General features: G+C 45.2%; 25 protein-coding genes and 1 pseudogene. 19 read left to right on the top strand and 7 right to left on the bottom strand.

The window, feature by feature from the left end:
• From ACED45_RS08630 to ACED45_RS08655, 6 genes and pseudogenes are all read left to right on the top strand, one after another.
• Positions 1–331: pseudogene (locus ACED45_RS08630) on the top strand (hypothetical protein); the annotation flags it as partial.
• Between the two features lie 555 nt (positions 332–886).
• Complete coding sequence (locus ACED45_RS08635; protein ID WP_057622995.1) at positions 887–2,035, top strand: S-(hydroxymethyl)glutathione dehydrogenase/class III alcohol dehydrogenase; 1,149 nt, start codon at positions 887–889, stop codon at positions 2,033–2,035.
• Positions 2,036–2,191: 156 nt separating this feature from the next.
• The gene (gene fghA / locus ACED45_RS08640; protein ID WP_048658978.1) at positions 2,192–3,031 is read left to right on the top strand and encodes an S-formylglutathione hydrolase; all 840 of its coding nucleotides are present in this window, start codon (positions 2,192–2,194) and stop codon (positions 3,029–3,031) included.
• A gap of 149 nt (positions 3,032–3,180) precedes the next feature.
• Positions 3,181–3,513 (top strand): DMT family transporter, encoded by a 333-nt coding sequence (locus ACED45_RS08645; protein WP_048658977.1) that lies wholly within the window; start codon positions 3,181–3,183, stop codon positions 3,511–3,513.
• Positions 3,514–3,658: 145 nt separating this feature from the next.
• Entirely contained in the window at positions 3,659–4,060 is a 402-nt protein-coding gene (locus ACED45_RS08650) for a hypothetical protein (protein ID WP_371713774.1), read from the top strand.
• A gap of 182 nt (positions 4,061–4,242) precedes the next feature.
• On the top strand, positions 4,243–4,980 hold the full coding sequence (locus ACED45_RS08655; RefSeq protein WP_371713775.1) for an NUDIX hydrolase: 738 nt from the start codon (positions 4,243–4,245) through the stop codon (positions 4,978–4,980).
• A gap of 130 nt (positions 4,981–5,110) precedes the next feature.
• On the opposite strand, the gene exaC is transcribed toward ACED45_RS08655, so the two are convergent.
• The gene (exaC, locus tag ACED45_RS08660) at positions 5,111–6,631 is read right to left on the bottom strand and encodes an acetaldehyde dehydrogenase ExaC (protein ID WP_371713776.1); all 1,521 of its coding nucleotides are present in this window, start codon (positions 6,629–6,631) and stop codon (positions 5,111–5,113) included.
• Between the two features lie 326 nt (positions 6,632–6,957).
• Here exaC and ACED45_RS08665 point away from each other — a divergent pair, with 326 nt between their 5' ends.
• From ACED45_RS08665 to ACED45_RS08675, 3 genes are all read left to right on the top strand, one after another.
• Positions 6,958–8,745, top strand: a complete 1,788-nt coding sequence (locus ACED45_RS08665) for a sigma-54-dependent Fis family transcriptional regulator (RefSeq protein ID WP_371713777.1) — start codon at positions 6,958–6,960, stop codon at positions 8,743–8,745.
• A 112-nt stretch (positions 8,746–8,857) separates the two neighbouring features.
• A complete protein-coding gene (locus tag ACED45_RS08670) occupies positions 8,858–10,351 on the top strand; it encodes a cryptochrome/deoxyribodipyrimidine photo-lyase family protein (RefSeq protein ID WP_371713778.1) in 1,494 nt (497 codons plus the stop codon).
• A gap of 378 nt (positions 10,352–10,729) precedes the next feature.
• Entirely contained in the window at positions 10,730–12,844 is a 2,115-nt protein-coding gene (locus ACED45_RS08675; RefSeq protein WP_371713779.1) for a methyl-accepting chemotaxis protein, read from the top strand.
• Between the two features lie 103 nt (positions 12,845–12,947).
• Here ACED45_RS08675 and ACED45_RS08680 read toward each other — a convergent pair whose 3' ends face one another.
• Positions 12,948–13,799: a LysR family transcriptional regulator gene (locus ACED45_RS08680; RefSeq protein WP_371713780.1), complete on the bottom strand. Its 852-nt coding sequence runs from the start codon at positions 13,797–13,799 to the stop codon at positions 12,948–12,950.
• 98 nt (positions 13,800–13,897) lie between these two features.
• On the opposite strand from ACED45_RS08680, the gene ACED45_RS08685 reads away from it, so the two are divergent.
• The gene (locus tag ACED45_RS08685) at positions 13,898–14,545 is read left to right on the top strand and encodes a glutathione S-transferase family protein (RefSeq protein WP_371713781.1); all 648 of its coding nucleotides are present in this window, start codon (positions 13,898–13,900) and stop codon (positions 14,543–14,545) included.
• A gap of 71 nt (positions 14,546–14,616) precedes the next feature.
• Here ACED45_RS08685 and ACED45_RS08690 read toward each other — a convergent pair whose 3' ends face one another.
• A complete protein-coding gene (locus ACED45_RS08690) occupies positions 14,617–14,850 on the bottom strand; it encodes a helix-turn-helix domain-containing protein (protein ID WP_116870996.1) in 234 nt (77 codons plus the stop codon).
• A 10-nt stretch (positions 14,851–14,860) separates the two neighbouring features.
• Positions 14,861–15,409 (bottom strand): DUF2975 domain-containing protein, encoded by a 549-nt coding sequence (locus ACED45_RS08695; protein ID WP_371713782.1) that lies wholly within the window; start codon positions 15,407–15,409, stop codon positions 14,861–14,863.
• 232 nt (positions 15,410–15,641) lie between these two features.
• Between ACED45_RS08695 and ACED45_RS08700 the strand changes: the two genes are divergently transcribed.
• The gene (locus ACED45_RS08700) at positions 15,642–17,111 is read left to right on the top strand and encodes an N-acylglucosamine 2-epimerase (protein ID WP_371713783.1); all 1,470 of its coding nucleotides are present in this window, start codon (positions 15,642–15,644) and stop codon (positions 17,109–17,111) included.
• 67 nt (positions 17,112–17,178) lie between these two features.
• On the opposite strand, the gene ACED45_RS08705 is transcribed toward ACED45_RS08700, so the two are convergent.
• Positions 17,179–17,586: a hypothetical protein gene (locus ACED45_RS08705; RefSeq protein WP_061015626.1), complete on the bottom strand. Its 408-nt coding sequence runs from the start codon at positions 17,584–17,586 to the stop codon at positions 17,179–17,181.
• A 139-nt stretch (positions 17,587–17,725) separates the two neighbouring features.
• Positions 17,726–19,057: a ferredoxin reductase family protein gene (locus ACED45_RS08710; RefSeq protein ID WP_371713784.1), complete on the bottom strand. Its 1,332-nt coding sequence runs from the start codon at positions 19,055–19,057 to the stop codon at positions 17,726–17,728.
• 235 nt (positions 19,058–19,292) lie between these two features.
• Here ACED45_RS08710 and ACED45_RS08715 point away from each other — a divergent pair, with 235 nt between their 5' ends.
• From ACED45_RS08715 to ACED45_RS08735, 5 genes are all read left to right on the top strand, one after another.
• Complete coding sequence (locus tag ACED45_RS08715) at positions 19,293–19,994, top strand: flavin reductase family protein (protein WP_371713785.1); 702 nt, start codon at positions 19,293–19,295, stop codon at positions 19,992–19,994.
• 136 nt (positions 19,995–20,130) lie between these two features.
• The gene (locus ACED45_RS08720; RefSeq protein ID WP_371713786.1) at positions 20,131–20,922 is read left to right on the top strand and encodes a CLCA_X family protein; all 792 of its coding nucleotides are present in this window, start codon (positions 20,131–20,133) and stop codon (positions 20,920–20,922) included.
• 186 nt (positions 20,923–21,108) lie between these two features.
• Positions 21,109–21,366 carry a type II toxin-antitoxin system Phd/YefM family antitoxin gene (locus tag ACED45_RS08725; protein WP_017069755.1) on the top strand — a complete coding sequence of 86 codons (258 nt, stop codon included), beginning with the start codon at positions 21,109–21,111 and terminating at the stop codon, positions 21,364–21,366.
• Entirely contained in the window at positions 21,356–21,622 is a 267-nt protein-coding gene (locus ACED45_RS08730) for a Txe/YoeB family addiction module toxin (RefSeq protein ID WP_371713787.1), read from the top strand. The genes ACED45_RS08725 and ACED45_RS08730 overlap by 11 nt, the downstream gene beginning before the upstream one ends.
• Before the next feature lie 31 nt (positions 21,623–21,653).
• A complete protein-coding gene (locus ACED45_RS08735; protein ID WP_371713788.1) occupies positions 21,654–21,977 on the top strand; it encodes a DUF4144 domain-containing protein in 324 nt (107 codons plus the stop codon).
• Between the two features lie 117 nt (positions 21,978–22,094).
• Here the strand turns inward: ACED45_RS08735 and ACED45_RS08740 are convergent, their stop codons facing one another.
• A complete protein-coding gene (locus ACED45_RS08740) occupies positions 22,095–23,423 on the bottom strand; it encodes an anaerobic C4-dicarboxylate transporter (RefSeq protein WP_371713789.1) in 1,329 nt (442 codons plus the stop codon).
• 412 nt (positions 23,424–23,835) lie between these two features.
• On the opposite strand from ACED45_RS08740, the gene ACED45_RS08745 reads away from it, so the two are divergent.
• From ACED45_RS08745 to ACED45_RS08755, 3 genes are all read left to right on the top strand, one after another.
• Positions 23,836–24,495, top strand: a complete 660-nt coding sequence (locus ACED45_RS08745; protein ID WP_008221043.1) for an HAD family hydrolase — start codon at positions 23,836–23,838, stop codon at positions 24,493–24,495.
• A gap of 196 nt (positions 24,496–24,691) precedes the next feature.
• Positions 24,692–25,318: an HD domain-containing protein gene (locus ACED45_RS08750; RefSeq protein ID WP_102393980.1), complete on the top strand. Its 627-nt coding sequence runs from the start codon at positions 24,692–24,694 to the stop codon at positions 25,316–25,318.
• A 40-nt stretch (positions 25,319–25,358) separates the two neighbouring features.
• Positions 25,359–25,874 (top strand): GNAT family N-acetyltransferase, encoded by a 516-nt coding sequence (locus tag ACED45_RS08755; RefSeq protein ID WP_371713790.1) that lies wholly within the window; start codon positions 25,359–25,361, stop codon positions 25,872–25,874.
• Positions 25,875–25,886 lie beyond the last annotated feature (12 nt).

Here is a 25,886-nt window from a genome sequence, read left to right on the forward strand (position 1 = left end):
TAATAATCACCCATACTGGCCGTTTCTATCTGAGATCCAATTAGGAAACAAAGCCATTCAAGGGTCAAATATCGCTCCTCAATATCAGTTAGTCAGTACTAAGGACGTTTTAATTGAGTTACTAGAGAAGGATGGGTGGGCTGTTTTACCAACTGAACATGTAGAAAAACACTATTCGAAAGATTCAATCGTGGAGTTAGATGTATTCGAATTAGTGAATAGCCTTGATTACCACATTGGTATATTCTTCTCACCCTCACTAGAGCAGCATGATGTTATTTCTAATATTATGACAAAAATTAGAAACTACGCTGAAAAAGAATACAATTAGCAAGGTAAAATGCATTCACCCCAATAATTTGCAGGTTCTACAATCACCCCGCCATTTATAACTGCTGAATTTTAGTCGAATTGTGCACCCGAGAATTGAGTGGCAAAAAGTAGTAGCTCACATTTGGACAACAGCTTGTTTCCCAAATTATTCTCATGAATGTTACTGGTACCTAAACACGTTTCGGGGCAGAAATGAGTTAGAGACCCTAGTAACCCACCAAACTCGGAAACAAGTTGATGGCCACCACACCAAATCACATAGACTATTAACTCACGCCCCATTTGTTTCCTATTAGTGTCTTTCATAGAAAGCTACTCAGAATGTTCTTACATTTTCTGAGTAACTACCCCTCTCCGAATCCTTCTGAATATACCCATTATTACAAATACGTAATAATAATTTTCTATTTAAGGGGATTATCAAAACATGCACTCGCACCTATACTGGCTCCAACAAAACGAGAGAGCGGAAACAATTAAGCTCAACTACGCTTAACGGGTTGAATTTAATTGCACGGTTATCCGCTGTACTGACATATATAGGAAACATCCAATGACAATCGAAATTAAACCTGGTCAAACTCATATCAAATCAAAAGCAATGGTTGCATGGGCAGCTGGCGAGCCACTAAAAATGGAAGAAGTTGATGTACAACTTCCAAAAGCTGGTGAGGTTCTAGTTCGCATCGTTGCTACTGGTGTTTGTCACACTGACGCATTCACATTATCAGGTGACGATCCAGAAGGTATCTTCCCTTCAATCCTTGGTCACGAAGGTGGCGGTATCGTTGAGATGATCGGCGAAGGCGTTACAAGTGTTGAGATTGGCGACCACGTTATCCCACTTTACACAGCAGAATGTGGCGAATGTAAGTTCTGTAAATCTGGTAAAACTAACCTATGCCAAGCCGTTCGTGAAACGCAAGGTAAAGGCCTAATGCCAGACGGTACAAGCCGCTTCTCTATCAATGGCGAAACAATCTTCCATTACATGGGTTGCTCTACTTTCTCTGAGTACACAGTACTTCCAGAAATCTCTCTAGCGAAAGTAAGCAAAGAAGCACCACTTGAAGAAGTTTGTCTTCTAGGTTGTGGTGTAACAACAGGTATGGGCGCTGTACTAAACACAGCTAAAGTTGAAAAAGGCGACAACGTTGCTGTATTCGGCCTAGGCGGTATCGGTCTATCTGCAATCATTGGTGCTCGCATGGCTGGTGCTGACCGCATCATCGGTGTTGATATCAATGAAAGCAAATTCGAGCTAGCAAAACAGCTTGGCGCGACTGACTGCATCAACCCAACTAAATTCGACAAACCAATCCAAGACGTTATCGTTGAGATGACAGACGGTGGTGTTGAGTACTCTTTTGAGTGTATCGGCAACGTAAACGTGATGCGTCAAGCACTTGAGTGCTGCCACAAAGGTTGGGGCGAATCAGTAATCATTGGTGTTGCGGGTGCAGGTCAAGAGATCTCAACTCGTCCATTCCAACTAGTGACTGGTCGTGTATGGCGTGGTTCTGCTTTCGGTGGTGTTAAAGGCCGCTCTGAGCTTCCAGAAATCGTTAACCGTTACATGGCGGGTGAGTTTGGTCTTCAAGAGTTCATCACTCACACTATGGGTCTGCAAGACGTAAACGAAGCATTCGACCTAATGCACAAAGGTGAATCTATCCGTACTGTTTTACACATGGACAGATAATTCTCCTTGGTCTCGGCACTTAGGTGTCGAGACCACAGTTCTGACTTAAGCATCAGAGCGAAACTGTCTTCACCACCTCCTGCCCGGTGGGTGGTGAAACTTTTACTCATATAGACAAATTTACTCCCAAACCATCAACCTAACGGAGCACAATAGATGACAATTGAAAACATTAGCCAAGCAAAGGTTGCTGGTGGTTGGCACAAACAATACACCCACTTTTCTGCAACGCTTGACTGCAACATGCGTTTCGCGATTTTCTTGCCACCGAATGCAAGCAAAGAAAACCCAGTACCTGTTTTATATTGGTTATCAGGCCTAACCTGTACCGATGAAAACTTCATGCAAAAAGCCGGCGCATTCAAAGCCGCGGCTGAGCAAGGCATTGCCATTGTTGCCCCAGACACAAGCCCGCGTGGCGAAGGTGTTGCCGACGATGAAAACTACGACTTAGGCCAAGGCGCAGGCTTCTACGTGAATGCTACTCAAGCGCCATGGGACAGCCATTACCACATGTACGATTACGTGGTAACAGAGCTACCAGCGCTGATTGAGTCTTTCTTCCCAGTGACATCAGTGAAATCAATTTCTGGTCACAGCATGGGCGGACATGGTGCACTAACGATTGGCATTAAAAACGAAGATAGCTACCGCTCTATCTCGGCATTCAGCCCAATCACGAACCCAATGCAATGCCCTTGGGGACAGAAAGCATTCAACCAATACTTGGGCTTAGATATTGAAGAGTGGAAGCACTACGATGCCTCTGAGCTTCTAAAAACCAAAGGCACTAAGCTGCCAATGTTGGTAGACCAAGGCGAAGCGGATAACTTCCTGATTGAGCAGCTTAAACCTGAGCAACTAGTCGAAGCGGCTAAGGTAACCAATGCCGATTTAGAGCTACGTATGCAGCCAGGTTACGACCACAGCTACTTCTTCATCTCTAGCTTTATTGATGAGCACATTGAGTTCCACGCGGCTTACCTAAACAAGTAGCGACACCTATTTAGCCCACACCTTGCAAAAGCGTGAGGTGTGGGCTTTTTTGTGCCTGCAATATGAGTTAATCCGCGATTGGCATCGATTAACACTTTCAAACACTCTTGCTATACCAACACAAACAATACAACGACAAAGGTACGAATATGAGCTGGTTTTTCTTGATGATGGGCGTAATGGCTGAAGCACTTTCTCACGTTGCACTTAAAGCCACTGACGGGTTTAGTTTGTCTAAACCAGTACCAGCTTTACTGGTTATCTCAGGGCACTTGGCAGCGTTTCTATTTTTGAGCCAAGCGATGAAGGGAATGCCAGTTGGTGTGGTGCACTCTTTATGGGCAGGTTTAGCTATCGTGACCGTGAGTCTGATTTCTACATTCGTTTACCGCCAGCACCTCGATACCATGGTTTGGATTGGCATGTTACTAGTGGCAGCCGGTGTTGTGATGATCAACCTGTCGCAAGGTCACTCACACTAGTTTAGATAGTGAGTTATTAACAGTGTGTCAATTCGTTCAAACTTCCTAACAGACAGGTGATGCCTTCACTTATTCATACTCTTACAATCAGCAAATCAAACCTGTTACCATAGCGTCTTCAACATCACCTATTTTGAAGGTTGCTATGAAAGCAATTAAGACTCTTTTCTTCCTGATGGTTTTGGCTTGCGGCCTGTTTACCGCTTGGTTGTTTATTCCAGTCCCCGCGACGATGGACAAGCAAACGCTCGATACTCCATTAACGGAACCGTTCAAGCTTGTGGCGTATCGCAGCAACCCAAATAACGCGAGCAAGCCATTTACTTATCACTACTACGTGATATCCGATGCCGTTGGTGTCGATGACATGGACCCGTTTTTGATTACGACCGATCAGTTTGTGAAGCTTGGCGACTTCGACGAGAACACATTCAACCTTACGGTTAACGGCAAGATAGAGAGCTACACCAACGATTTGTGGATCAAGAAAGCCGATGGCAAACTGCAGCACTGGTACGTAAGTATTAATGCCAACTACATTCGTTAAAGTCGGTATACAATAGAATCTATTATTAGACAGCGCTTGACTTCCAAGCGCTGTTTTTGTTTCTCGCCTCTCGCTTAAAACCTTCTCTCACTTTCCACCGACTACTGCCCTTTCCGCTGGAGATACGATAAGCTCAGCCAATGCTCAACGCCCAATAAATCAAAAATAATAAAGGATCACCCGTGGAATTTACGCTCGACAAATTTAACGGCATCATCATTGCCCCGGCAACCGCCCCTCAAGATGCTGATACATTTCATGCCGAACTTAGTGAAATCACCGAATTTTCAAAACAAAATAACAAAGGCATTATTTGGATTAGCTTACCTATTTCGCTCTCGCACCTCATTCCGGTAGCGACCGAACTTGGCTTTGTGTTCCACAACTGTCTAGAAGACGAGATTACGCTGATCCACAAATCCGAAATCGTCGAGTTTGTGCCTTTCATCCCGACCCATACTTTGGGAGCTGGAGCTCTGATCACCAACGGACACAATCAAGTGCTGATGATAAAAGAGCATGGCATGACAGGCTATAAACTACCTGGCGGCCACATTGAACTTGGCGAGGGTATTGAAGAGTCTGTGGTTCGAGAAACCTTGGAAGAGACGGGTATCAAAGCGGAGTTTGTATCGGTGGTTGGCATGGCAACGCGCCACCCATACCAGTTTGGCAAATCGAACCTCTACTTTGTTTGTCACCTTATCGCTCAAACTCGGGAGATTGTGATTCAAGACACCGATGAAATTGCAGAAGCAAAATGGGTTGATATTGAAGAGTACATTAACAACCCTGACAGTTACCCGTTTAATCGCCAGTTGGTCGGTTCTTTAATAGGGAAACAAGGATTAGAGCTTACTCAGCTAGAAGGTAATTCGGGCCCGAACCACAAGCCAGAAATCTTCTTTTCTAAAAGCTAGAATACTTCAAACATAAAAACGCCCAACTCACATGAATTGGGCGTTTTGCTTTTAGTTTCTGTTTTTATTCAAGCCGACTGCGTTGTTAATTTTATCTAATTCAGAACGCTATCTTTAGAACATATCTATGTTAGAAAAAGCCCAGCGGATTGGTATCGTAGCTGATCAGCAGGTTCTTCGTATTCTGGTAGTGATCGAGCATCATCTTATGTGTCTCACGACCGATGCCTGATTTCTTGTATCCACCAAACGCCGCATGTGCTGGGTAAGCATGGTAACAGTTCACCCAGATACGGCCCGCTTCGATATTACGGCCCATACGGTAAGCAAGGTTGGCATCACGCGTCCATACACCTGCACCCAAGCCATATTCGGTATCGTTGGCAATTTCTAACGCTTCTGCTTCATCTTTAAAGGTGGTTACCGCGATAACAGGGCCGAAGATCTCTTCTTGGAAGACACGCATCTTGTTGTGCCCTTCCAACATAGTAGGTTGAATGTAGTAACCATTACCGAGATCGTCTGGTTGCTGCGCGATTTCACCACCAGTGAGCACTTTCGCACCCTCTTGGCGACCAATCTCTAGATAGCTCAGAATCTTATCAAACTGCTCTTGAGAGGCTTGTGCACCAACCTGAGTGTCCGTATCTAGTGGGTTACCTTGCTTGATGGTTTGAGCGCGCTCGACCACTTTGGTGATGAACTTGTCGTAGACCGATTCGTGGATCAACACACGTGATGGACAGGTACACACTTCACCTTGGTTAAAGAACGCCAACAACATGCCTTCAACACACTTGTCTAGGTACTCGTCCTCATGGTCAAAGATGTCTGGGAAGTAGATGTTTGGAGACTTACCGCCAAGCTCTACCGTTGATGGAATCAAGCTTTCAGCTGCACACTTCAAGATATGGTGGCCGACTTCTGTTGAGCCAGTAAAAGCTAACTTAGCCAAACGATCACTGGTTGCTAGCGCTTGGCCAGCTTCACTACCAAAACCATTAACGATGTTGACTACGCCTGCAGGCAGAAGATCGGCGATCTTCTCCATCATCACCAAAATCGACGTTGGTGTTTGTTCAGCTGGCTTCATCACCACACAGCAGCCCGCAGCTAACGCTGGAGCCAGTTTCCAAGCCGCCATTAAAATCGGGAAGTTCCAAGGGATGATCTGCCCTACTACGCCTATTGGCTCTGGGAAATGGTAGCTTGCAGTGTTTGAATCGAGCTCGGCGGCACTGCCTTCTTGCGCTCGAATACAACCCGCAAAGTAACGGAAGTGATCGACAACTAATGGGATGTCTGCCGCCAGAGTTTCACGCACTGGTTTGCCGTTTTCCCATGTCTCAGCCACCGCGATCTCTTCTAGGTTTGCTTCAATGCGGTCAGCAATTTTAAGCAGGATGTTCGAACGCTCTGTCACACTGGTCGCAGCCCAACTCGCACGAGCAGAATGCGCGGCATCAAGTGCTAAGCTAATGTCCGCTTCTGTTGAACGAGCCACTTGGCAATACACCTGACCATTCACTGGAGACGTGTTATCAAAATACTCGCCGCTGACAGGCTTCACCCACTCACCACCGATAAAATTATCGTACTGAGCTTTAAAGTTCACCACTGCGTTGTCACTACCCGGCTGTGCGTAAATCATAGTTAGATCCTTCTTAGATGTGTTGTTCGTTATTGAGCGAGAGCTGTCTTATTTTTGTTGCGACTTCTCTGAGAAAAGGACTCATGACAAGACGCCCATGTTTATTCTTTCTGTTTAAAACACTGATACTTCGTGTTTTCTTCACAGCAAGAACAACGCAAATCACACGCCACAACCTCAAGACTTGTTGTTAATAAATTGTAAAACTATGATTGCCAAACATTTACAACCTAAAGTGAGTTGGTATTGAACAGCCGTATGGAAACCACTCCAGTGTTCAACTGTTCCAATTTGGTACACCCTCACTGTTACGACATGGAACAGTCATGCACCTTCAACAAGCAAACACCTCAGATTGGCTTTCGTCTTCTTGGCACCGCAGCACAGAAGCGGGGCTAAAACAGAGACGTCTTCCCGAAGATATTCGCCTGCCACAGTCGATTCTTAAACAGCGACGACATCAATCATCGAGCTTGATTCAAATCGTCGAGCGCAATGCACTGCCTCTGTTTAATCAGATGTTTGCACGCACCGACAGTCGTTTGATTCTGACCGATATTGAAGGGGTAATTCTGGCAAGTTGGGGACAAGAGCGGTTTAAAGAAAAACTGACTTCGATTGCACTCAGCTCTGGTGCGTGTTGGCAGGAACAACTCAAAGGGACCAACGCAATTGGCACCGCGATAGTAGAGGCCAAGCCCGTGACCATCATTGGTGAGCAACACTTCATCCACCAGCATCGATTTATCAGTTGTTCAGCAAGCCCGGTGTTTGATCATCAAGGGAACATGGTTGGCGTATTGGACATTACCAGTGAGCAGCAACAACACGATAGTTCGGTGCAACTACTCGTTCAAAACATGGTTCAGCTTGTTGAGAATCAGTTATTGAGCCATATCCCACAAGGCACGACTCGCATTGATCTCGCGTGTGAAAAATCGCTACTGCACAGTGGCTGGCAAGGGATTGTGATAGCCAATGAAGCAGGTGAAGTGGTCGCGCATAATCAAGTCGCCTCTCAACTATTGGATCAAACCTCGATCGTCGGCGAATGCATAGATACCCTGTTCAACCAAACCTCATTAGATACGCCCTTTGTGTTTGAAAAACAGCACCTCAAGAAACCAACCGCAAAACGCACACGCTCTATCTCAGCCTCGTGTGATTTGCACCATGGCGAACAAAAGATAGAACACGCTTGGCAGCAAGCCAACAAGGTTATCGACAAAGGGATCAGCCTATTAATCTTAGGAGAAACAGGTGTCGGCAAGGGTGAGTTTGTTAAGGCGTTACACAAGCAAAGCCAACGTAAATCGTCGCCCTTAGTGGCGGTGAATTGTGGAGCACTACCGAAAGATCTGATCGAATCAGAACTGTTTGGCTACGCACCGGGGGCTTTTACTGGCGCGAGTCACAAAGGATTCCAAGGTAAGATCCGTCAAGCGGATAAAGGCATTCTATTTCTAGATGAGATCGCCGACATGCCTTTAGAAGCTCAGTGCCGACTGCTGCATGTTCTGCAAGACAAATCCGTGGTGCCAGTTGGTTCCAATCAAAGCTACCAAGTCGATTGCCAGATCATCGCTGCCACTCACAAAAACCTCGAGCAGTTAGTCGCAACAGGTGAGTTTAGGCAAGACCTGTATTATAGACTCAATGGCTTGGCCTTTACCTTGCCAAGCTTGCAACAACGACAAGATAAGCATGCTTTAATCGAGCATATTCATCGTAAATACGCCGAAGCTGAGCAGTCAATTTGCCCGTACCTGATGATTTTATTGTGCGCCTATTCCTGGCCGGGCAATATCCGCGAGTTAGACAACCTACTTAAAGTCGCCGCTTTACTAGCAAGTGATGAACCACAACTTACACTCGAGCACGTACCGAACCATCTTGCTCAACACCTTATCTCTTTAGCTCAAGATAGCCATCATCAGGTTACTGCTTCTCGTATAATCGAAGGTAAGCCAAATGCTGATTTAAGAAGTACCGTGGAAGAAACCTTGCTGCAAACCTATCAAGCCAACCAAGGCAACATCAGCAAAACTTCACGCATACTTGGCATCAGCCGTAATACGATTTATCGAAAACTAAAAAGCTTAGGTATTCTCTGATAATGAACACAGGCGCTCATAGCCTGCCCTTTCATCATCGAAAATAAAATTCACTTCCAGTGAGACATTTTGACCTCTGATTCGTAATGATCCAAAACGAAAGAGGGCTCAGATGCAAACAATCAACATAGTGTGGCTAAAGCGCGATTTAAGACTCACCGACCATGCACCTTTACAACATGCTTTATCAAATCAACACCCCACGATATTGCTCTACATTTTCGAACCCATGCTGCTAAACAATGCCCACTATTCTGAGCGACATTGGCGGTTTGTTTGGCAGTCGCTGCAATGCATGAACCAGTCGCTGAAAGAGTATGGACATCAGGTCTCAATACTTCATGGCAGTGCAGTGGACTGCTTCGAAGTGATCCAATCTCATTACCACATTAAAAACGTCTTCTCTCATCAAGAGATAGGATTAAATTGCACCTTTGAACGCGACGTACAACTCTCTACTTGGTTTAAAGAGCACAACATCCCATGGCAAGAGCTCGCACAGGGCGCTGTCGTGAGAGGGTCGAAAGACAGAATCGGTTGGGACAAGCATTGGAACAGTGTGATGCGTGCTCCCATAGAAGAAAGTCAGTTAACTACAGAATCACTGCATACCCTTGATGCTGAAGAGCTTGAACTCGCTATGGAACCTCCACAAGCATGGTTAGCCAAAGTTAACGGCATACAAACGGGCGGAAGTGCACTGGCATGGGCAACATTACACGACTTCTTTGAGCGCCGTGGTCGCGATTACTATCGCAGTATCTCAAGCCCAGAAGCTTCACGACATGCCTGTACACGTCTATCCCCATATTTAGCTTGGGGCAATATATCGCTGCGCGAAGTTTATCAACACCTATTGGGACACTGGCAAGTCGCTGGATTTCGTCGCAGCTTGATTGCTCTCTCTTCAAGGCTTCACTGGCACTGTCATTTCATGCAGAAGTTTGAATCGGAATGCGGGATGGAGTTTCGCTGCATCAACCACGCCTATGAGACGCTATCGCAGAATGAAACGGTAAAAGATCCGACACATCTTCAGGCATGGAAGATGGGGATGACAGGCGTGCCGTTGGTCGATGCCTGTATGCGCTGCCTGCATCATACGGGGTACATTAATTTCCGCATGCGCTCTATGCTGGTGAGCTTTCTCACTCACCATATGAACATGGACTGGCGTGATGGTGTCACACACTTAGCGCAGCTGTTCCTCGATTTTGAACCTGGCATTCATTACCCACAGTTTCAAATGCAAGCTGGGGTAACCGGCATCAACACCATCCGAATTTACAACCCAACCAAGCAAGCCCTAGAACACGATTCCGATGGGGACTTCATCCGAAAATGGGTACCCGAACTTTCAGACATACCCACTCCACTCCTGTTTGAGCCTTGGAAGATGACGCCTATGGAAATCATGATGCATGAGCTTGAACCAGAATCCCCTTACCTTAATCCAGTAGTCGATCTCGACGCTAGCGCTAAAGAGGCACGAGTGCGTTTATGGTCATGGAGAAAGCTAACGGAAGTGAAACAAGAGCGAAGTCGTATTTTGTCACGCCACGTTAGGCCACCGAAGAAACAGAGCAAAACAAAACGGGCAAGCTAATACAACGCGTTCCCTCTTTAAATCACTTATAAAAAGAGTGGTAATTCATTGGGTTAAATAAAATAAATTGTGACCGCCGTCATATAATGAGTAATAGACTCGCGGTCACAAACTAGAAAAGAAAAATAGCCGCCTTACTAAAACATTAAACTCTCCTAAGTATCATTAAAACTAATAAATACAGAAAGTTAGCGATTGCTAAATGATGATTTTCATCTTCCTCTAAACGTTGCGACCAAAGCCAAAACTGCGCACTATGCAATCTTGTTTATATTTTTGATCTCCCTATTCTTTTTGTGTTCATTATTTTGAATTTTCCGTTCACTTATCTTGTTTAAAATCTCTGCAAAACTACCACTATTTAGCTAGAGAGATCATATGTTTAACAGTATACGAACGCGAATTGCGGTGAGTGCAGGCGGGGCGATGGCTTTCACCCTGTTGATCGCAATGGGCATGACCACTAGCGCTTTTACTGATGTGAATAAACAAGTCACAGAGAAAGTAAAACTACAGTTAACCGACGCTACGACAACCGATTTACAAAATACGGCACTTCAGCAAGGGTTGAACATTTCCAACCAACTTAATCCGGTATTAGCCAACTTAAAACAAGCACGTTCAATCATTGAGTTGAGTTCAGAAACGGACGCTAGCTCAGACCTTATCGTTCAACAGTTTACTGCCGCTTTAGAAGCACAAAACAAAGCCGTCTTTGCTGGCTACATGGTGTGGGAAAACAAAACTTGGCCACAACAAACCGATCTCAATGGCGAGATCAGCTTAGACAACAAATTAGGCTTTAACAGTCAGGGCTATCTTGCCCCTTTCTTCTCTCCCAATGACCAAAACAGCTTTGATGCGGTCGCAATGGAGAGCTTCAGCAATACTGAACTGAACAGCAATGGCGAACGCAAAGACGACTGGCACTTAATGCCTTACCAAACAGGTAAAACATTCGTAATGGAACCGTACTTCTATCCGGTTCGTGGTAAGCAAGAACTCATTACTACCATCAGCCAGCCGATCAAACAGAACGGTAAGATCATCGGCTCACTTGGTTTCGATCTGTCACTTCATGAACTGCAAAGCCAGAGTGAAGGTCTTGCTCGTCACCTGTTCGACGGACAAGGTAAAATTCTCATCACGTCATGGAAAGGCATTACCCTAGCCAACAGCAGCGCTAGAAACACGGTCGGTAAAAAGGTCTCGCCAGAGCTAGAAAAAGAATGGTCGCGAGTTCAGTCTATCGCTAAACAGTCTGGGGCTGGGTTGGTTACATTTGGCGGAGAAGAGTACGCCATAACTGCTATCGAGACTAGCGACGCACCGTGGGTAGTCATGGTGTCGGTTCCCAGTAGTCACCTTGCAAAAAGTGTCGACGAATACACCCAGTGGAGTGATGAACAGAATTCGAAAGCGCTTGAAAAAGGTGTGTGGGCGGGGATCGTCGCTGTTCTTCTAGGCATCATCTCTATGGCATTGATTGCCAACTCTCTGGGCAAAGTTCTCAATAACTTGGTCGAGCGCTTTAAAGATGCCGCACAAGGTGAAGGTGATTTAACCTATCGCATCGAAGTAAAAGGGAAAGATGAGACCGCGCAACTTGCTCACTGGTTCAATACCTTCCTATCTCGCATACAAGAGATGCTGCTTACTGTAATGGCGACAGCAGACCAAGTCGATAAGAACGCGACTGAGGGTCAAGCTCGTGCAGAGGTATCCCGTGACCAGTTGAACGCTCAAGTAAACGAAGTGAACTCACTCGCCACTGCAATCAATGAGATGAGTGCAACTGCACAAGAAGTAGCGAACTCAGCCGTTCAAGCCGCTGCGGCCGCTAGCCAGGTACAAAGTAATAGCCTTAACGGCATGACACGCATGGACAATGCCGCCAGCGCGGTTGATAGCTTAGCGGTGCAGGTGAATGATGCGCAGCAACAAACGCAAAACTTGGTCGATTCGAGCACTGCTATCCAAGGCATTTTGAGCGAAATTGGGGGGATTGCAGAACAAACGAACCTATTGGCTCTGAACGCTGCCATTGAGGCTGCTCGCGCGGGCTCAGCAGGGCGAGGCTTTGCGGTGGTGGCCGATGAAGTGCGTAATCTAGCAAACCGTACTCAAGGCTCGACCGAAGAGATCCGCTCTATGCTGGCGCGCTTAGAGCAAGAGACCCAATCTATCGTGGTCTTGATGGAGCAAAGCCAAAAGCAAGCGAATGATACCAAAGGCGAAACTCAAGCCGCTCATTTAGCGCTGTCTGAGATTAACCAAGCCATTGAAGTCATCAACGACATGAACAATCAAATCGCTTCCGCCGCTGAAGAGCAAAGTTCAGTATCTGAAGAGATTAACCGTAATGTCGTCATCATTAACGACACCGCCGTGGAAGTGATGGACACCATGACATCGTCGGTAGAAATCAGTAATGAGCTGACAGTAAAAGCCGGAGATTTACACGGGGAGTTGAGTAAATTTAAGCTCTCTTAATTCGCCCTCTCTTCCATAAAAACAAGGCCGAGAAACGCAGTGTTCTCGGCCTTTCTATTTATTGACTGCTCTCAGCATCAATGCCTCTCACCAAGCCACAAATCTAATTGGAATCTAACTCAATCAACTGATTGAGCACCTCTTTATCCAACACCGGATGATGCTTACTCGCGAGCAACAGTACGATGTCTACCGCAGGTAACGGCGGCATGTCGTCAAGAATCTTCAAATCAGGTGTAACACTGAGCTTGCCCATCGCACCAATTGCCAACCCAGCTTTGACGATTGCACGCTGCGCTGAAGCCGTATTACTGCACGCCAAAAGCTGATATGGCGTGTCTTGTTTGGTTAAACCATTCACTGCCGCAGCATGGTATTTACAATCCGTCTGGAACAGGGCGAGCGGGACAGGTTTAGAATCATCAAACACAAAATCAGGGCTGCTTATCCAAACGCCCACATCATTGGTTAGCCAATACCCCTCTTCGCTATCGGGTGCACGGGTCACGATCGCAGCATCAAGCCTACCATCATCAAGCCACTCTCTAAGCGCAATGCTCGGCAAGCTAAATACTTGAATGGAACAAGTAGGTTCAGCGTTCTGCAAAAGCTTAATCACTTTCGGCAAGATGCTGTCGTTATAGTCTTCAGGGCAACCTAACCTCAGTGGCTGTTTGTCTTCATAACGTTTTACTTGTTTCAACGCCGTATTGTGGAGTGCTACGAGCTGCTCCGCATGAGAACGCAATGCCAAGCCCGCCTCAGTCAATACTAGGTTACGTCCTTCCTTTTGAAACAGAGTAACGTTAAGTTCTTCCTCTAACTTACGCATCTGAGCGCTAAAGGCCGATTGGGTGCGATTAATCTGCTTTGCAGCACGTGTAAAACTGCTGGTCTCCACAAACGCAAGAAAGCCTCGCAACGCATCAATATCCATATTGAAATCACCACCCATCGTTTTTATTAATGTATTGCATCAAAATTATCCGTTAGTGCGCCGTAATACAATCCCTTAAGCTCAAATGCATACCCACCAGACGCAAGGAAGCATTTATGCAGCTTTATATCGCTAATCAGAACTACTCAACTTGGTCACTGCGCGCATGGCTAATATTCGATCACTACAACCTCGCCACAGACGTCATCAAACTTAAGCTATTCACCCCAGATTTTTATAACACGTTAGCGAAAGTGACCCCCACTGCAAAAGTGCCGACTCTGGTTGATGGTGACGTTGCAGTGTGGGATTCACTCGCCATTCTCGAATACGTTAACGATGCCTACCTAAACGGTACTGCATGGCCAAGTTCCATTGCTGAACGCGCCTTAGCCCGAGCTATCTCGGCAGAAATGCATTCTGGTTTTTTCAACATCAGAAATGAGTTACCAATGAACTGCCGAGCCAAAAGAAAGCTGGTTTTGAGTGAAGGTGCACTAAAAGACATCGCTCGCATCGATGCCATTTGGTCAGAACAAATGGAGCAATACCCAGAGGGCTGGCTATTTGGTGAATGGTCGATTGCTGATGCTATGTTTGCACCAGTAGCACTACGCGCAGAAACCTACGGCATTCAGCTTTCGGAAAAAGCCCAACAGTATCAACAACGTGTGTTGAATAGTCCGTCGATAAAGAAATGGTTGGCAGAGGCGAGTTTAGAAAAAGATATCGTTGAAGAAGACGAGGCAGGAGAGCCTGTTTAACACGTAGCGAATGAGTCTCGAATAACTTCGAGACTCATTGTTTTCATAAGGGAATACGATTTACTGACTCGCTATTCAGCAGTAACGCTCTCTTGGTGAACATTCGCTTCAAATTCCAATATGTCACCCGGTTGGCACTCTAACACTTCACACAACTTGTCTAGTGTCGATAGCCTTACCGCTTTGGCCTTGCCATTCTTTAACACCGACAAGTTGGCTTCAGTAATCCCAACCTCTTTTGCCAATGTCTTTAATCGCATTTTTCGCTTGGCCATCATAATGTCTAAATTAATGCGGATAGTCATGACAAGTCCTTTAAATCGTTTGGCTGTGCTCATCAGCCAGAATATAACCTTCTTTCATCACCCATGAGATGATCAAAATAATTATACCTAATATAAGTGTCAAAAAGTCCATTCCCTCAAAACTAATCGCAAAGATACGCTCACCTGGTGGATTATTGAACGACAAAATCACTGACATCAATGAGCCATAGATAACGGAGCCGAATACCCAATAGAACAAGCTATACCCGAGCTTCTGGTAAGACAGTGCATTTTCTAGTGAGAAGATCTCGCCTCGCTCATAGTTGCGGAATAAACGTATCAGAACTACTAGTGCGTATATCAGGATGCTAGACATCGCTAAGCTTGTGAACGCAGCAATCATTCTTGTTGTCATATTAAGCGGCACCATCGTGTAACTCCCGATGTCATAAGTGAGATAAAAAATGCCTGTCGCACTTATAAAGTCATAGGGAGTCTCAACGGTTAACCAAAAGTAGCACACCATGATAGGAGTAAGTACAAGAAAGGACTGCAATAGCATACGGACACGTCGGCTTTGTTTTTGGATTTTAGACATAGTTAATGTTCCTGTTGAGTTGATAGGAAGATACTAAGATCAAAACAAACGAAGATCAACAATAAATTATCGACAAACGATAACTTATTGCTTATTTACAACATTTGACGAGTGAAACCCGCATAGTCCTTCATCTACACCACAATAATTTGGTCGATTGTGATCGCCGAATCACAATGTGCAGATATGATTGTTTATATTCAACTAAATTCAAATAGTTAAGATAAAAATCATGCTACGAGCAACGATCGCATTACTCAGTGTTACTAGCTTCGCCGTATCTGCCAACGCACCTCTTCCTTCTGGTGAAGACTGGATCAATCATGCTACTGAAGGGTTAGCACCGTACTGGTTGATGCCTAGCGCTCAAGGGCAACCGATAGGCAACTTCCCTACTTTCCGCTGTGATGACGGTACCTTGCTCGATGTTTCCGATGTGTGCCCTGAGCTGAACAAAGGCTGGATCACGCCACATTTTGGCAAAGAATTTACGCGCATGAAGTCACGTCAAACCTATGCCTATGGCGTGCTCTACCATCTTACCGGAGACAAGCAGGCGTTAGAGTTAGCTAAGCAAGGTGCCTACTACATCATTGACCATCTTGAAGATACGCAAAATGGCGGCTTTATTGGCTACACAAAAGAGGGAAAAGCAGGCCAGGATTGGCAGCAACGTACCTCTCAAGATCAAGCGTATGCGTTGGTCGGCCTTGCCATGTACTACTACCTGACCCAAGACAAAAAGGTAGAACAGGCACTCATCGCCCAACAATCTTTTATCTTTGATAAATATCGGCTTAGCGACAACAGCGGTCTTGCATGGGTACTTGCTGACGGTGAGGATGGCAGTGCAGAACGACGCGAGCTTGTCGCACAACTTGATCAAATTAACGGTTACATGTTGTTAGTCGCCCCTCTACTGCAAGAGCCTGTTAAATCAAAATGGCTTGATGACTTACACTGGCTCACGCAAGCCATGATTGATCACTATCACTCTGAAGATGAACATCGATTCTACGGTGCAATTCACGACAAAGCAGCGATGATGCCGAATGCCAATCACAACGATTTTGGGCACACTATCAAAGCGTATTGGATGACCTACCTAACCGGTCATGCATTAGAAAATGCAGAATGGTCGCAGTTTGGTTTGGGTGGCATGAAACACACTCTCGCTCAGGCGCAATATCAAAAAGACTTTGCCAATGTATCCAACTACTTTGGTGAGCAGCTTCAGAGCGCATGGAAAGGACAAGAGATTACTGGCTGGCAAAGCAGACCGAACACAAACTGGGCTTCATCATGGGAATGGGCAGAGCTCGACCAAGCTGCGATGACGGTATCGCTTATCGATGGTTCAATGAAAGAAACCCTACAATACACCTTACCTACCTTTCATGATGTGTGGGTTGATCATCAATACGGAGGCGTAGGGCTTGAACCTAAGCGCACCAAGGCTTTTCATTGGGGCAATGGCTACCATCAATTTGAGCACGCTTTGATTGGCTATTTATACGCTCAGCAAGTTGCTGCTAAGCCAGCAACCCTTTACTACGCTAGAGAAGCTAACAGCGAAATGCCAATGGAACCGTATTACTATCAAGGAGATGTAGTTAAGCTGGAGAATCAAGGCGATGTAGTTAAGCTGGAGAATCAAGGCGATGGAACGCAGAAGGTCAGCTTCAATAACATTCAACCTTAGCGTGGGGCGCTCTGAATAAGCGGACTAACAACAAAGCCTGAAAAGCAATTTTCAGGCTTTTGAATGACTACTTTCTTTTACCCTGCTCAACCAGCTTTTCATTCCATGCCGTGTTACCGTCACGCTTGGTCACATCATATTCAGAACAGAACTGAGAGATGGTCATGTTGCTGTCGCCAGTAGCAAGTTTGAGAGCCAACTGAACTTGTTGAAGCTTGCTTTGCAAACGCAGGATCTGACCTGCATTTGGGCTTTTCTCTTTGGCATATTTTAAAGCCGCATGTTTGCGTTCTGCCGCGCCAGCTCTACGATCCGCTTCTGATAACAGATACTTTAACTGCGCAACACTCTTGCCCTTCTTGAAGGCAGGATCAAGCAACTCAACGCATTCATCAAACGATGGTTCGATAACGTATGGGTCAACTTTATGAGCTTGTTGGCGCATCCATTCGAGTGCGAGTTTTTCATCTGACATAATTACATCTTTACCAAAGAAACAGCCCTATATGGTATCGCTCAATAGCAAACCGCTGCAATAACAAATTGAGTGACTTTACGCCTTTTTGTACTGTGTCGATTAACGAATTTAGCAGTCACAGCCCCAAGACTTGGCTTTAACGCATCACAAACAGCTCTTCGTGGTAGTGCTTTTCAATATCAAATTGATAGATGTCTAATTCTTTTTTCAATGACGTAGAGAACAACTCCGGCCCGCAGAAATACATCTCGTATTCGTTGAGAACACCACATTGATTGACAATTCTTCCAGCGTTCAGTCGAGGTGAATGTAATGTATCTATCACGGTCAACTTCACACCAACCGCGTTTGCAAGATGCCACAACTCATCGATTAATTGCTTATCAACACCTCGAGTACAATAAAACAGTTCAATACGAGGATGATCTCGTTCTGTTTTGAGTGCTTCAAGTGTTGCAAAAAACGACGCAATCCCGACGCCACCCGCAATCCAAATTTGTGGCTTGCTTAGGTCAAAATCAAGTCGACCATAGGGCCCTTCAACCGTAACCGCATCGCCCGCTTGCACTCGTTCATAAAGGCCATTAGTAAAATCACCCAACTCTTTGATTAAGAAACGCAGTTCTGGATCTTCACTGCCAGACACAATCGTAAACGGATGCGGGTCTTCATTACCGAAACGCAGATACGCAAACTGCCCTGCTTTGTGACCTTGCCAAGATGCATCCGGTTTTAACACCAGTTCCATCACTTCAGCCTGTGGAAAATAGCGAGTCGAAGCAATGGTCGCTGAGTGACGATTACGACGCCCTACCAAACCCAACAAACTATAAATCGCTGCGATAGATCCAACCAAAGCAAATGCTACGGTTAGATAATAAATAGGCTCTCCCCAATACGCTCGTTTAAGCAGTATCACCGAGTGAAAAGCGATAAACAGGTACGCGACCGACATCAGGCGATGAGATAATTTAAACGGTTTATACTTCACTGCCGCCCATAGTGACACCACAAGTAGAACGAGTAATAAGTAGAAGCCCCATTCACCGATACTTTGAGCAATATCGCGCAGTTCATTGATCCACAACTCCCAGCCAGTCAAGACCGCTTGTGGCCCTGAACCATTGTGTCGAACTGGCTTATCCAATACGCCAGACATCACGAGTGACTTAGGAATTTTGTACCACAACCAGTGTGTGACACCCATCGCCACACCACCGATGCCAAGCCATTTATGTACTCGATACGCTTTATCCATACCTTTAAGCCAATTCTCGACCATAGGCAGACGCGTCGCCAAGATCATGGTGATGGACATTAACATCAGAGACAAAATACCTGAGTACTGAATCATGGCCGAGCGCCATTCAAATACGTTGCTTGAAGCGAATAGTTGCGGTTCCATCGCAAACCAAAAGGCTGACATTGTGGCAATCATTGCCCAGATGATATTGCGGACTGTTATCATTTTTTAACACTCATAAAGACGACATCATTACTTTAGCTTGCGTGATGTAAAGCGACGTCAACATGCGTAAATCTATGCAAAGACACACGCTCATTTTGCTGTAACGGAGATAAAAGAGACAGGTTGCCCACGACCAAACCAAGCACTCTGCTGATCGATAGAAGATGCTTCTGCGTAAATGTCATTTGATTAGTGAACAAGTCGTCGAAAACAAAAGTGAGAAGAAGAGAAAGATATGAAGGACATGACCCTTTCAAGACAAGATATCCAAACAATGGATCAGCGAGAACGCGCTCGCTTAATCAACTCCTTATCAGGATTCAAAAGCGCCAACCTAATTGGTACGTGCGATAAACAAGGGCTAGAAAATCTTGCTGTGGTGAGCTCTGTTGTTCACCTAGGGTCGAATCCACCTTTGCTTGGCTTCATCGTCCGACCAACAGAAAGTCGCCGCCATACATTAGAGAACATCTTAGAAACTCAGCACTTCACCATCAATAGTATCGGTGCTGACTTTGTTCATAAAGCCCATCAAACTTCCGCTCGTTATCCTAAATCAATCTCAGAATTTAACGCAGTTGGTCTCACGCCCTATTACGATGATGCATTACCTGCTCCATTTGTTTTAGAAAGCAGTCTCAAAATAGGGTTAGTTTTGAAAGAACAGATATCGATTGAAAGCAATCAAACGCAAATGTTGATTGGAGAGGTCATTACGATTCAAGCACCCAAACGTGCCGTGATGCCGGATGGCTACCTTGATTTAGAAGCGCTAGATTTAGTCACGATTTCAGGGCTAGACAGCTACCATGTCACGCAAAGGCTTCATCGCTTAAGTTATGCCAAGCCAGACAAGTCTCTATTTCCGCTGACTCACGAAGGCACCCCAACCTCGTGGGAAGCTTTCGAACACAACCTAACTCATTTTGTTCGGTAATTTACTCACAAAGGTGCTAACTTTCGTTCTTAAATACGGTTCATAACGGTGTGTTTTAAGAATATGGTTCAATGCCCAGCATCCGATAAAAACGCTCCACTTAATTTCCACCTAACCTCTTTCTCCAAGGACCCCTTTGAAGTTAGCTCACTTTAAATACAAAACGCGCAAAGGCCCAAACTACCGACATGGCGATCAGGTGTCTTTCATGGACATCAAACAGACCTTCGGTATGGGCAGCATTCGTGTGGGCGCTTGGGTAACAAAAGAAGAGAAAGAGCTCGCTGCGAATCTGATATTCGATTCGCTAGCAGATTTGGCTTACATCTTGGCTTTGCCACCAGAAGCAATTGGCTTGCGTGGCACATTAGGCTTAGCGTTCGGCAGTGGTGGCAGAAAGGGTGTACAAGCACACTACGCGCCAAACCAAAGAGAATTAGCCCTCGCTAAAAACGCAGGGGCAGGTGCGTTAGCGCATGAGTTCTGGCATGCGTTTGACCACTACATTGCTGAAAAGGCGTTTGAAATTGGTGATACCTCTGGCCCTCGAAAACACATTTTGTTCGCCAGTGATTGTTGGTTACACGATAGAAAAGTAAGACCTCATCCATTAAACGAAAGTTTGATGTCTCTGTTTGACGCCACATTGCTCAGCGACAACAACTTGGATAAACACGATTACGTGGCGCGCAGCGTTATTGCCGACAAAGCGATGTCTGCTCGTTACTTCTCCTTGCCCACAGAGATGATGGCGCGAGCTTTTGAGTCGGTGATTGAATCCTGTTCAGAGATCAAGAACGCTTATCTAGTCGATGGCACAACCAAGCCTGATATGTACCCCGTGTATCCTGATATGGCGCATCGCAAAGAGATTTATCAAGCGCTTCAAGGTTACTTCGCGCCGTTGGGCCGATCTTTAAGTAAATAGCATTTTGAGTCAGTAGCACTCTGCAGATTTACAGTGAGTGACATGTACCATAAGTTGATCATGTTTAATCTCTGATATAACATGTACAACAAGCGGGACATGTACAATAGTTAACTCATGAATGATTAACTATTCTGTATATATTGAAAGATTAAACATATCCAAAAACAACAGGGTAAATAAGTGATGAATATTGTTTCTTTTACTGAGGCCAGAAATAGCCTTAAGTCTGTGCTCGATAGAGTAGTAGACGATTCTGATGTTACGGTAATAACCAGACGAGATTCAGAAGATGCCGTGGTAATGTCTCTTGATCATTTTAATTCAATGCAAGAAACCTTGTACCTAATGAGCTCGCCTAAAAACGCTGAAAGATTGGCTGAATCCATTGCTCAACTCGAAACCGGAAATACAACCGTTCGAGAATTGAATAATGACGAATGATCGAAAGATTGTATTTACAGATAATGCTTGGGAAGATTACCTATACTGGCAAACCCAAGACAAGAAAACGCTCAAGAAACTAAACAAGTTGATTGAAGCTGCCAAAAAAACGCCCTTTGAAGGGATTGGAAAGCCGGAACCACTAGTCGGCAACCTGTTTGGCTTTTGGTCAAGACGAATCGATGACAAGAATCGATTAGTGTATAAAGCAGATGACGATAACTTTTACATAATTGCTTGTCGTCACCACTATTAAAAGCAGTAAGCAGCACATAGAAAGAGCAGTAATGATCAGTTGGCCATCTTTGGTAAAACTCGACGGTGACGATGAGCTTATTTACGTCGCGTCAGAACAAGATTTTCAGGCAGAATGCTCAGACATGATCTTGGGTGAAGATGATTACCTCATCGATTCTGAAGGTGACAGTTACGCACTTCAATCGAACTCAAATCAACTGTCGCTAGCGAAACGAACTGAGCAGTATTCAGTAGAAAGCGTGACTAAACTGATTCGAAATCATGAATTCCAGAAGGCAGAAGTGTGCTTGATGAAGATCCACTTCCCAACGATTGAAGAAGCAATTCAGTCTTTGGCTTTTGAAGCTCGTTAGTATCGACTCGGAAAACCAATACTTCAAATATCCCAAACAAAAACAGCGCCAATTCAGGCGCTGTTTTTCGTTTCTTATCTCGTTATCACTAGTTAAATTAAGCAACCGAAAGCTAGGTTAAGCGATAAAAATCTGAGCCAGTGCGTAGCCCAAGCAACATGCGCCGACGACACCGATTAAACCCACCGACATGAATGAGTGATTGAAGTACCACTTACCAATCTTGGTGGTGCCAGAAACATCGAAGTTCACCGTTGCAATATCTGATGGGTAGTTAGGGATGAAGAAGTAGCCGTAAACCGCTGGCATCAAGCCGATAAGTAGTGCTGGATCTAATCCTAAGCCAAGGCCAACCGGTAGCATCATACGTGCAGTAGCCGCTTGAGAGTTCACCACAACCGATACGATGAATAGCGCTAGTGCGAACGTCCATGGATAGTTGGTCACCATTTCCACGATGCCCGATTTGAACTGCGGCATTGCGTATTGGAAGTAAGTATCCGACATCCAAGCGATACCGAAGATAGCAATTGCTGCCACCATACCGGATTTGAATACCACGCCATTTGGCACATCACGTGGGTCAGTTTTGGTTGCCAGTAAAATGATACCGCCGAAGCAGAGCATCATCATTTGGATGATGACCGACATCTTGATTGGCTTGTCGCCGTCTACAATGGTTCTGATCTCTGGCACCATCGCCACAATTACGATCACGACAATAGAAAGTAGGAAAATTAATACCGCGTTACGAGCCGAGCTAGGTAGCACTTCATCGAGAGATGTTGCTGTGGTGCTTTCTATGCGCTTTTTCCACTCAGGATCTTTCAAACGTTCTTGGTACTCAGGATCGTCATTCAGTTCTTTACCGCGTTTTAGGCTGTACAGAGAAAGTAACAGCGTACCGAACAACGTTGCTGGCACCGTCACCAATAGAATTGAAAGCAAAGTAATAGAGTGTTGAATATCCGATAGCTGCGCTAAGTAATAAACGACGGCTGCCGAGATTGGTGAGGCTGTAATCGCAAGTTGAGATGCAACAGAAGCTGCCGCCATTGGGCGCTCAGGGCGAATCCCGTTCTTCAATGCCACATCGCCAATGATAGGCATGATCGAATAAACCGCGTGGCCAGTACCCAACAGGAACGTCATCGAATAGGTAACAAATGGGGCTATTAGGGTGACACGTTTCGGGTTCTTTCTTAGCACCCTTTCCGCCACTTGCAGCATGTATTTTAAGCCACCAGCCGCTTCCAAGATCGAGGCACAGGTTACCACCGCGAGAATGATCAGCATTACGGTGACAGGTGGTGACGTTGGTGGCATCTTAAAGATAAAGACTTCAATAACCAAACCAATACCAGAAACAACCCCTAAACCAATACCGCCATACCGAGAACCGATATAGAGAACGACAAGTAAAAATAGAAACTCAAAATACAACATAAGCAACCCTGCTAAAAATGTGGACTAGGGTTATTTTGTCTTTATGTTCAATGCGTTACTTATTGGTAGATCACACAATCATTGAGCGTTTTAATGGATTGTTTTTTATAAGATTAGGGTCACGATAACAGGCGATTAAGTATCTAAAATGTAATTTTTCACTCAAGTGAAACTCTAGGATTGTTATGCATTCTGATGTTCATTGTTTCTTTTAGAACGCCTGAATCTATAAAATTTAAATATCATAACTAAACGCTATCACCCATTCAGAAACCCATAACGTACTCCCCCTATTCTCCTCAATTTTTGTAATACAATTCTTGCCATTTTGACTTAACTCTAACTCGCCTATCCCCATACACTGTGTCAAAATATCCGCCCTTACGATGACAATACAGAAAGAACCACGAATATGAATTTTCAAGCTGCTATTTTTGATATGGATGGACTGCTGCTCGACACCGAGCGACTTTGTATGCAGGTTTTTGAAGAAGCATGTCACGCGCAAGGTGTTCCGTTTTTGCAAGATGTTTACCTAGGCATCATTGGTTGTAACGCAAAAACCATCGAACAGATTTTTCGAAATGGCTATGGTGAAAACCTAGACTACCCAGCACTGAATAATGAATGGCGCACCCGCTATAGTGCGATAGTTAAAAACCAAGCCATCCCAGTAAAAGATGGCGTTATTGAGCTGCTTGAATGGCTAAAGTCGAATGATATTCCAATCGCGGTGGCAACCTCAACTCAGCTAGATATCGCAAAGAAAAAGCTCGAGCTAGCAGGCCTAGATTCTTACTTCACTTCACTAAGCACAGGCTGCGAAGTGACTCACGGTAAGCCTCACCCAGAGATCTACTTATTGGCGGCAGAACGCCTAGGTGTTGCGCCTGAAACTTGCTTGGCGTTTGAAGATTCAAACAACGGCATTCGCGCTTCTATGGCAGCCAACATGATCAGTTTCCAGATCCCTGATTTAGTAGAGCCATGTGACGAAGTAAAAGCGCTTGGACACACCATCAGCCCTTCTCTACATGATGTGCTAGCACAGCTTCAACAAGCTGCAGCTTAGACTCTCACTGCCGTTGATAATGCTTTTATCAACGTAGACAAGCCTCTCTATTAAGCCGACTCACAGAGTCGGTTTTTTTGTTGGTATAGTTTTTATAAAAGATAAAAACTCGCGCTTGAAACTGTTAAAGTCGATTTGGGATAAATGCTAAGTAATCAGCAAGATTGCTAACGTCTAAATATGGAGACAGAGACGCGTGAAGGAAAAGTTTGAAGACCAACTGCTTGAGTTTGCACAACAAGAAATGACACAAGATGCGGCGCATGATATCAGCCACATCAAACGCGTAGTCAAAACCGCCAAAGCTTTGTGTGCTCAAGAACAAGCTAAGCTTGAAGTCGTGTTACCTGCAGCTTATCTTCATGATTGCTTCACCTTTCCTAAGAACCACCCAGACAGAGCCCAAAGCTCAACAATGGCAGCAGATAAGGCGATCTCTTTCCTCAAATCTATCGACTATCCCGCGTCCTATCTTGATGAGATCCATCATGCCATTGTCACGCACAGCTACAGCGCCAACATCACACCTGAAACCTTAGAAGCTCAGATCGTCCAAGATGCCGATCGCCTTGATTCTCTCGGTGCAATTGGTATCGCTCGCTGTTTGTATGTGGGTCAGAGCTTTAACGCTGAACTCTATAATCACGAAGACCCGTTCGCGGAACATCGTGACTTAGATGACAAGCATTACAGCGTCGACCACTTCTACGTGAAGCTGTTTAAGCTCGCTGAAACCATGAATACAGAGTCCGCCAAGTTAGAAGCCAACAAGCGCACCGACTACATGCGTGGCTTTCTTGAGCAGTTGAGTACGGAAGTTTAATGGTTTAGAAAAAGAGACACACGACAAGGAGAAAAAGGATATGGAAATAAACCACTTTAAAGCATCCGACGCCGACGAGATCGTCACTTGGTTTACATCCCTAGAAGACTACGTGTTATGGGGAGGGCGAACATTTGGTTGGCCGTTGGAAGCCGCCTCAATCATCAAACGCTCTCAAGAGCCTCATGTCGATCTCTATACCTTCTCTGAACCTAGTGCTCTCTCTGAACTGAGTTCGAACGGCAATAACTCAGAACTGATCGGGTTTATGGAGTTTCAACGTATGTCAGACAGTGAACTTCGATTCTGCCGAGTCGCCATTCATCCAAGTCAGCGTGGTAAAGGGTTTGGGCAGTCCATGATAGAAAGTGCATTAGAAGCCGCAAAACAAATCCCTGATGTCACCACCATCAGCTTAGCGGTATTCCAACAGAATCACGGTGCGAAACGTTGCTACGACAAAGCGGGCTTTCAAGTGGTCGACAAAGAACCAAAATTCAAAGAATTCAATGGCAATACCTGGCCCTTGTATCAGATGGAATTAAAGCTCGGCTAGCATCCTTTACTC

Origin of the sequence: Vibrio crassostreae (assembly GCF_041439375.1) — a bacterium.
Lineage (GTDB): Bacteria > Pseudomonadota > Gammaproteobacteria > Enterobacterales > Vibrionaceae > Vibrio > Vibrio crassostreae_D.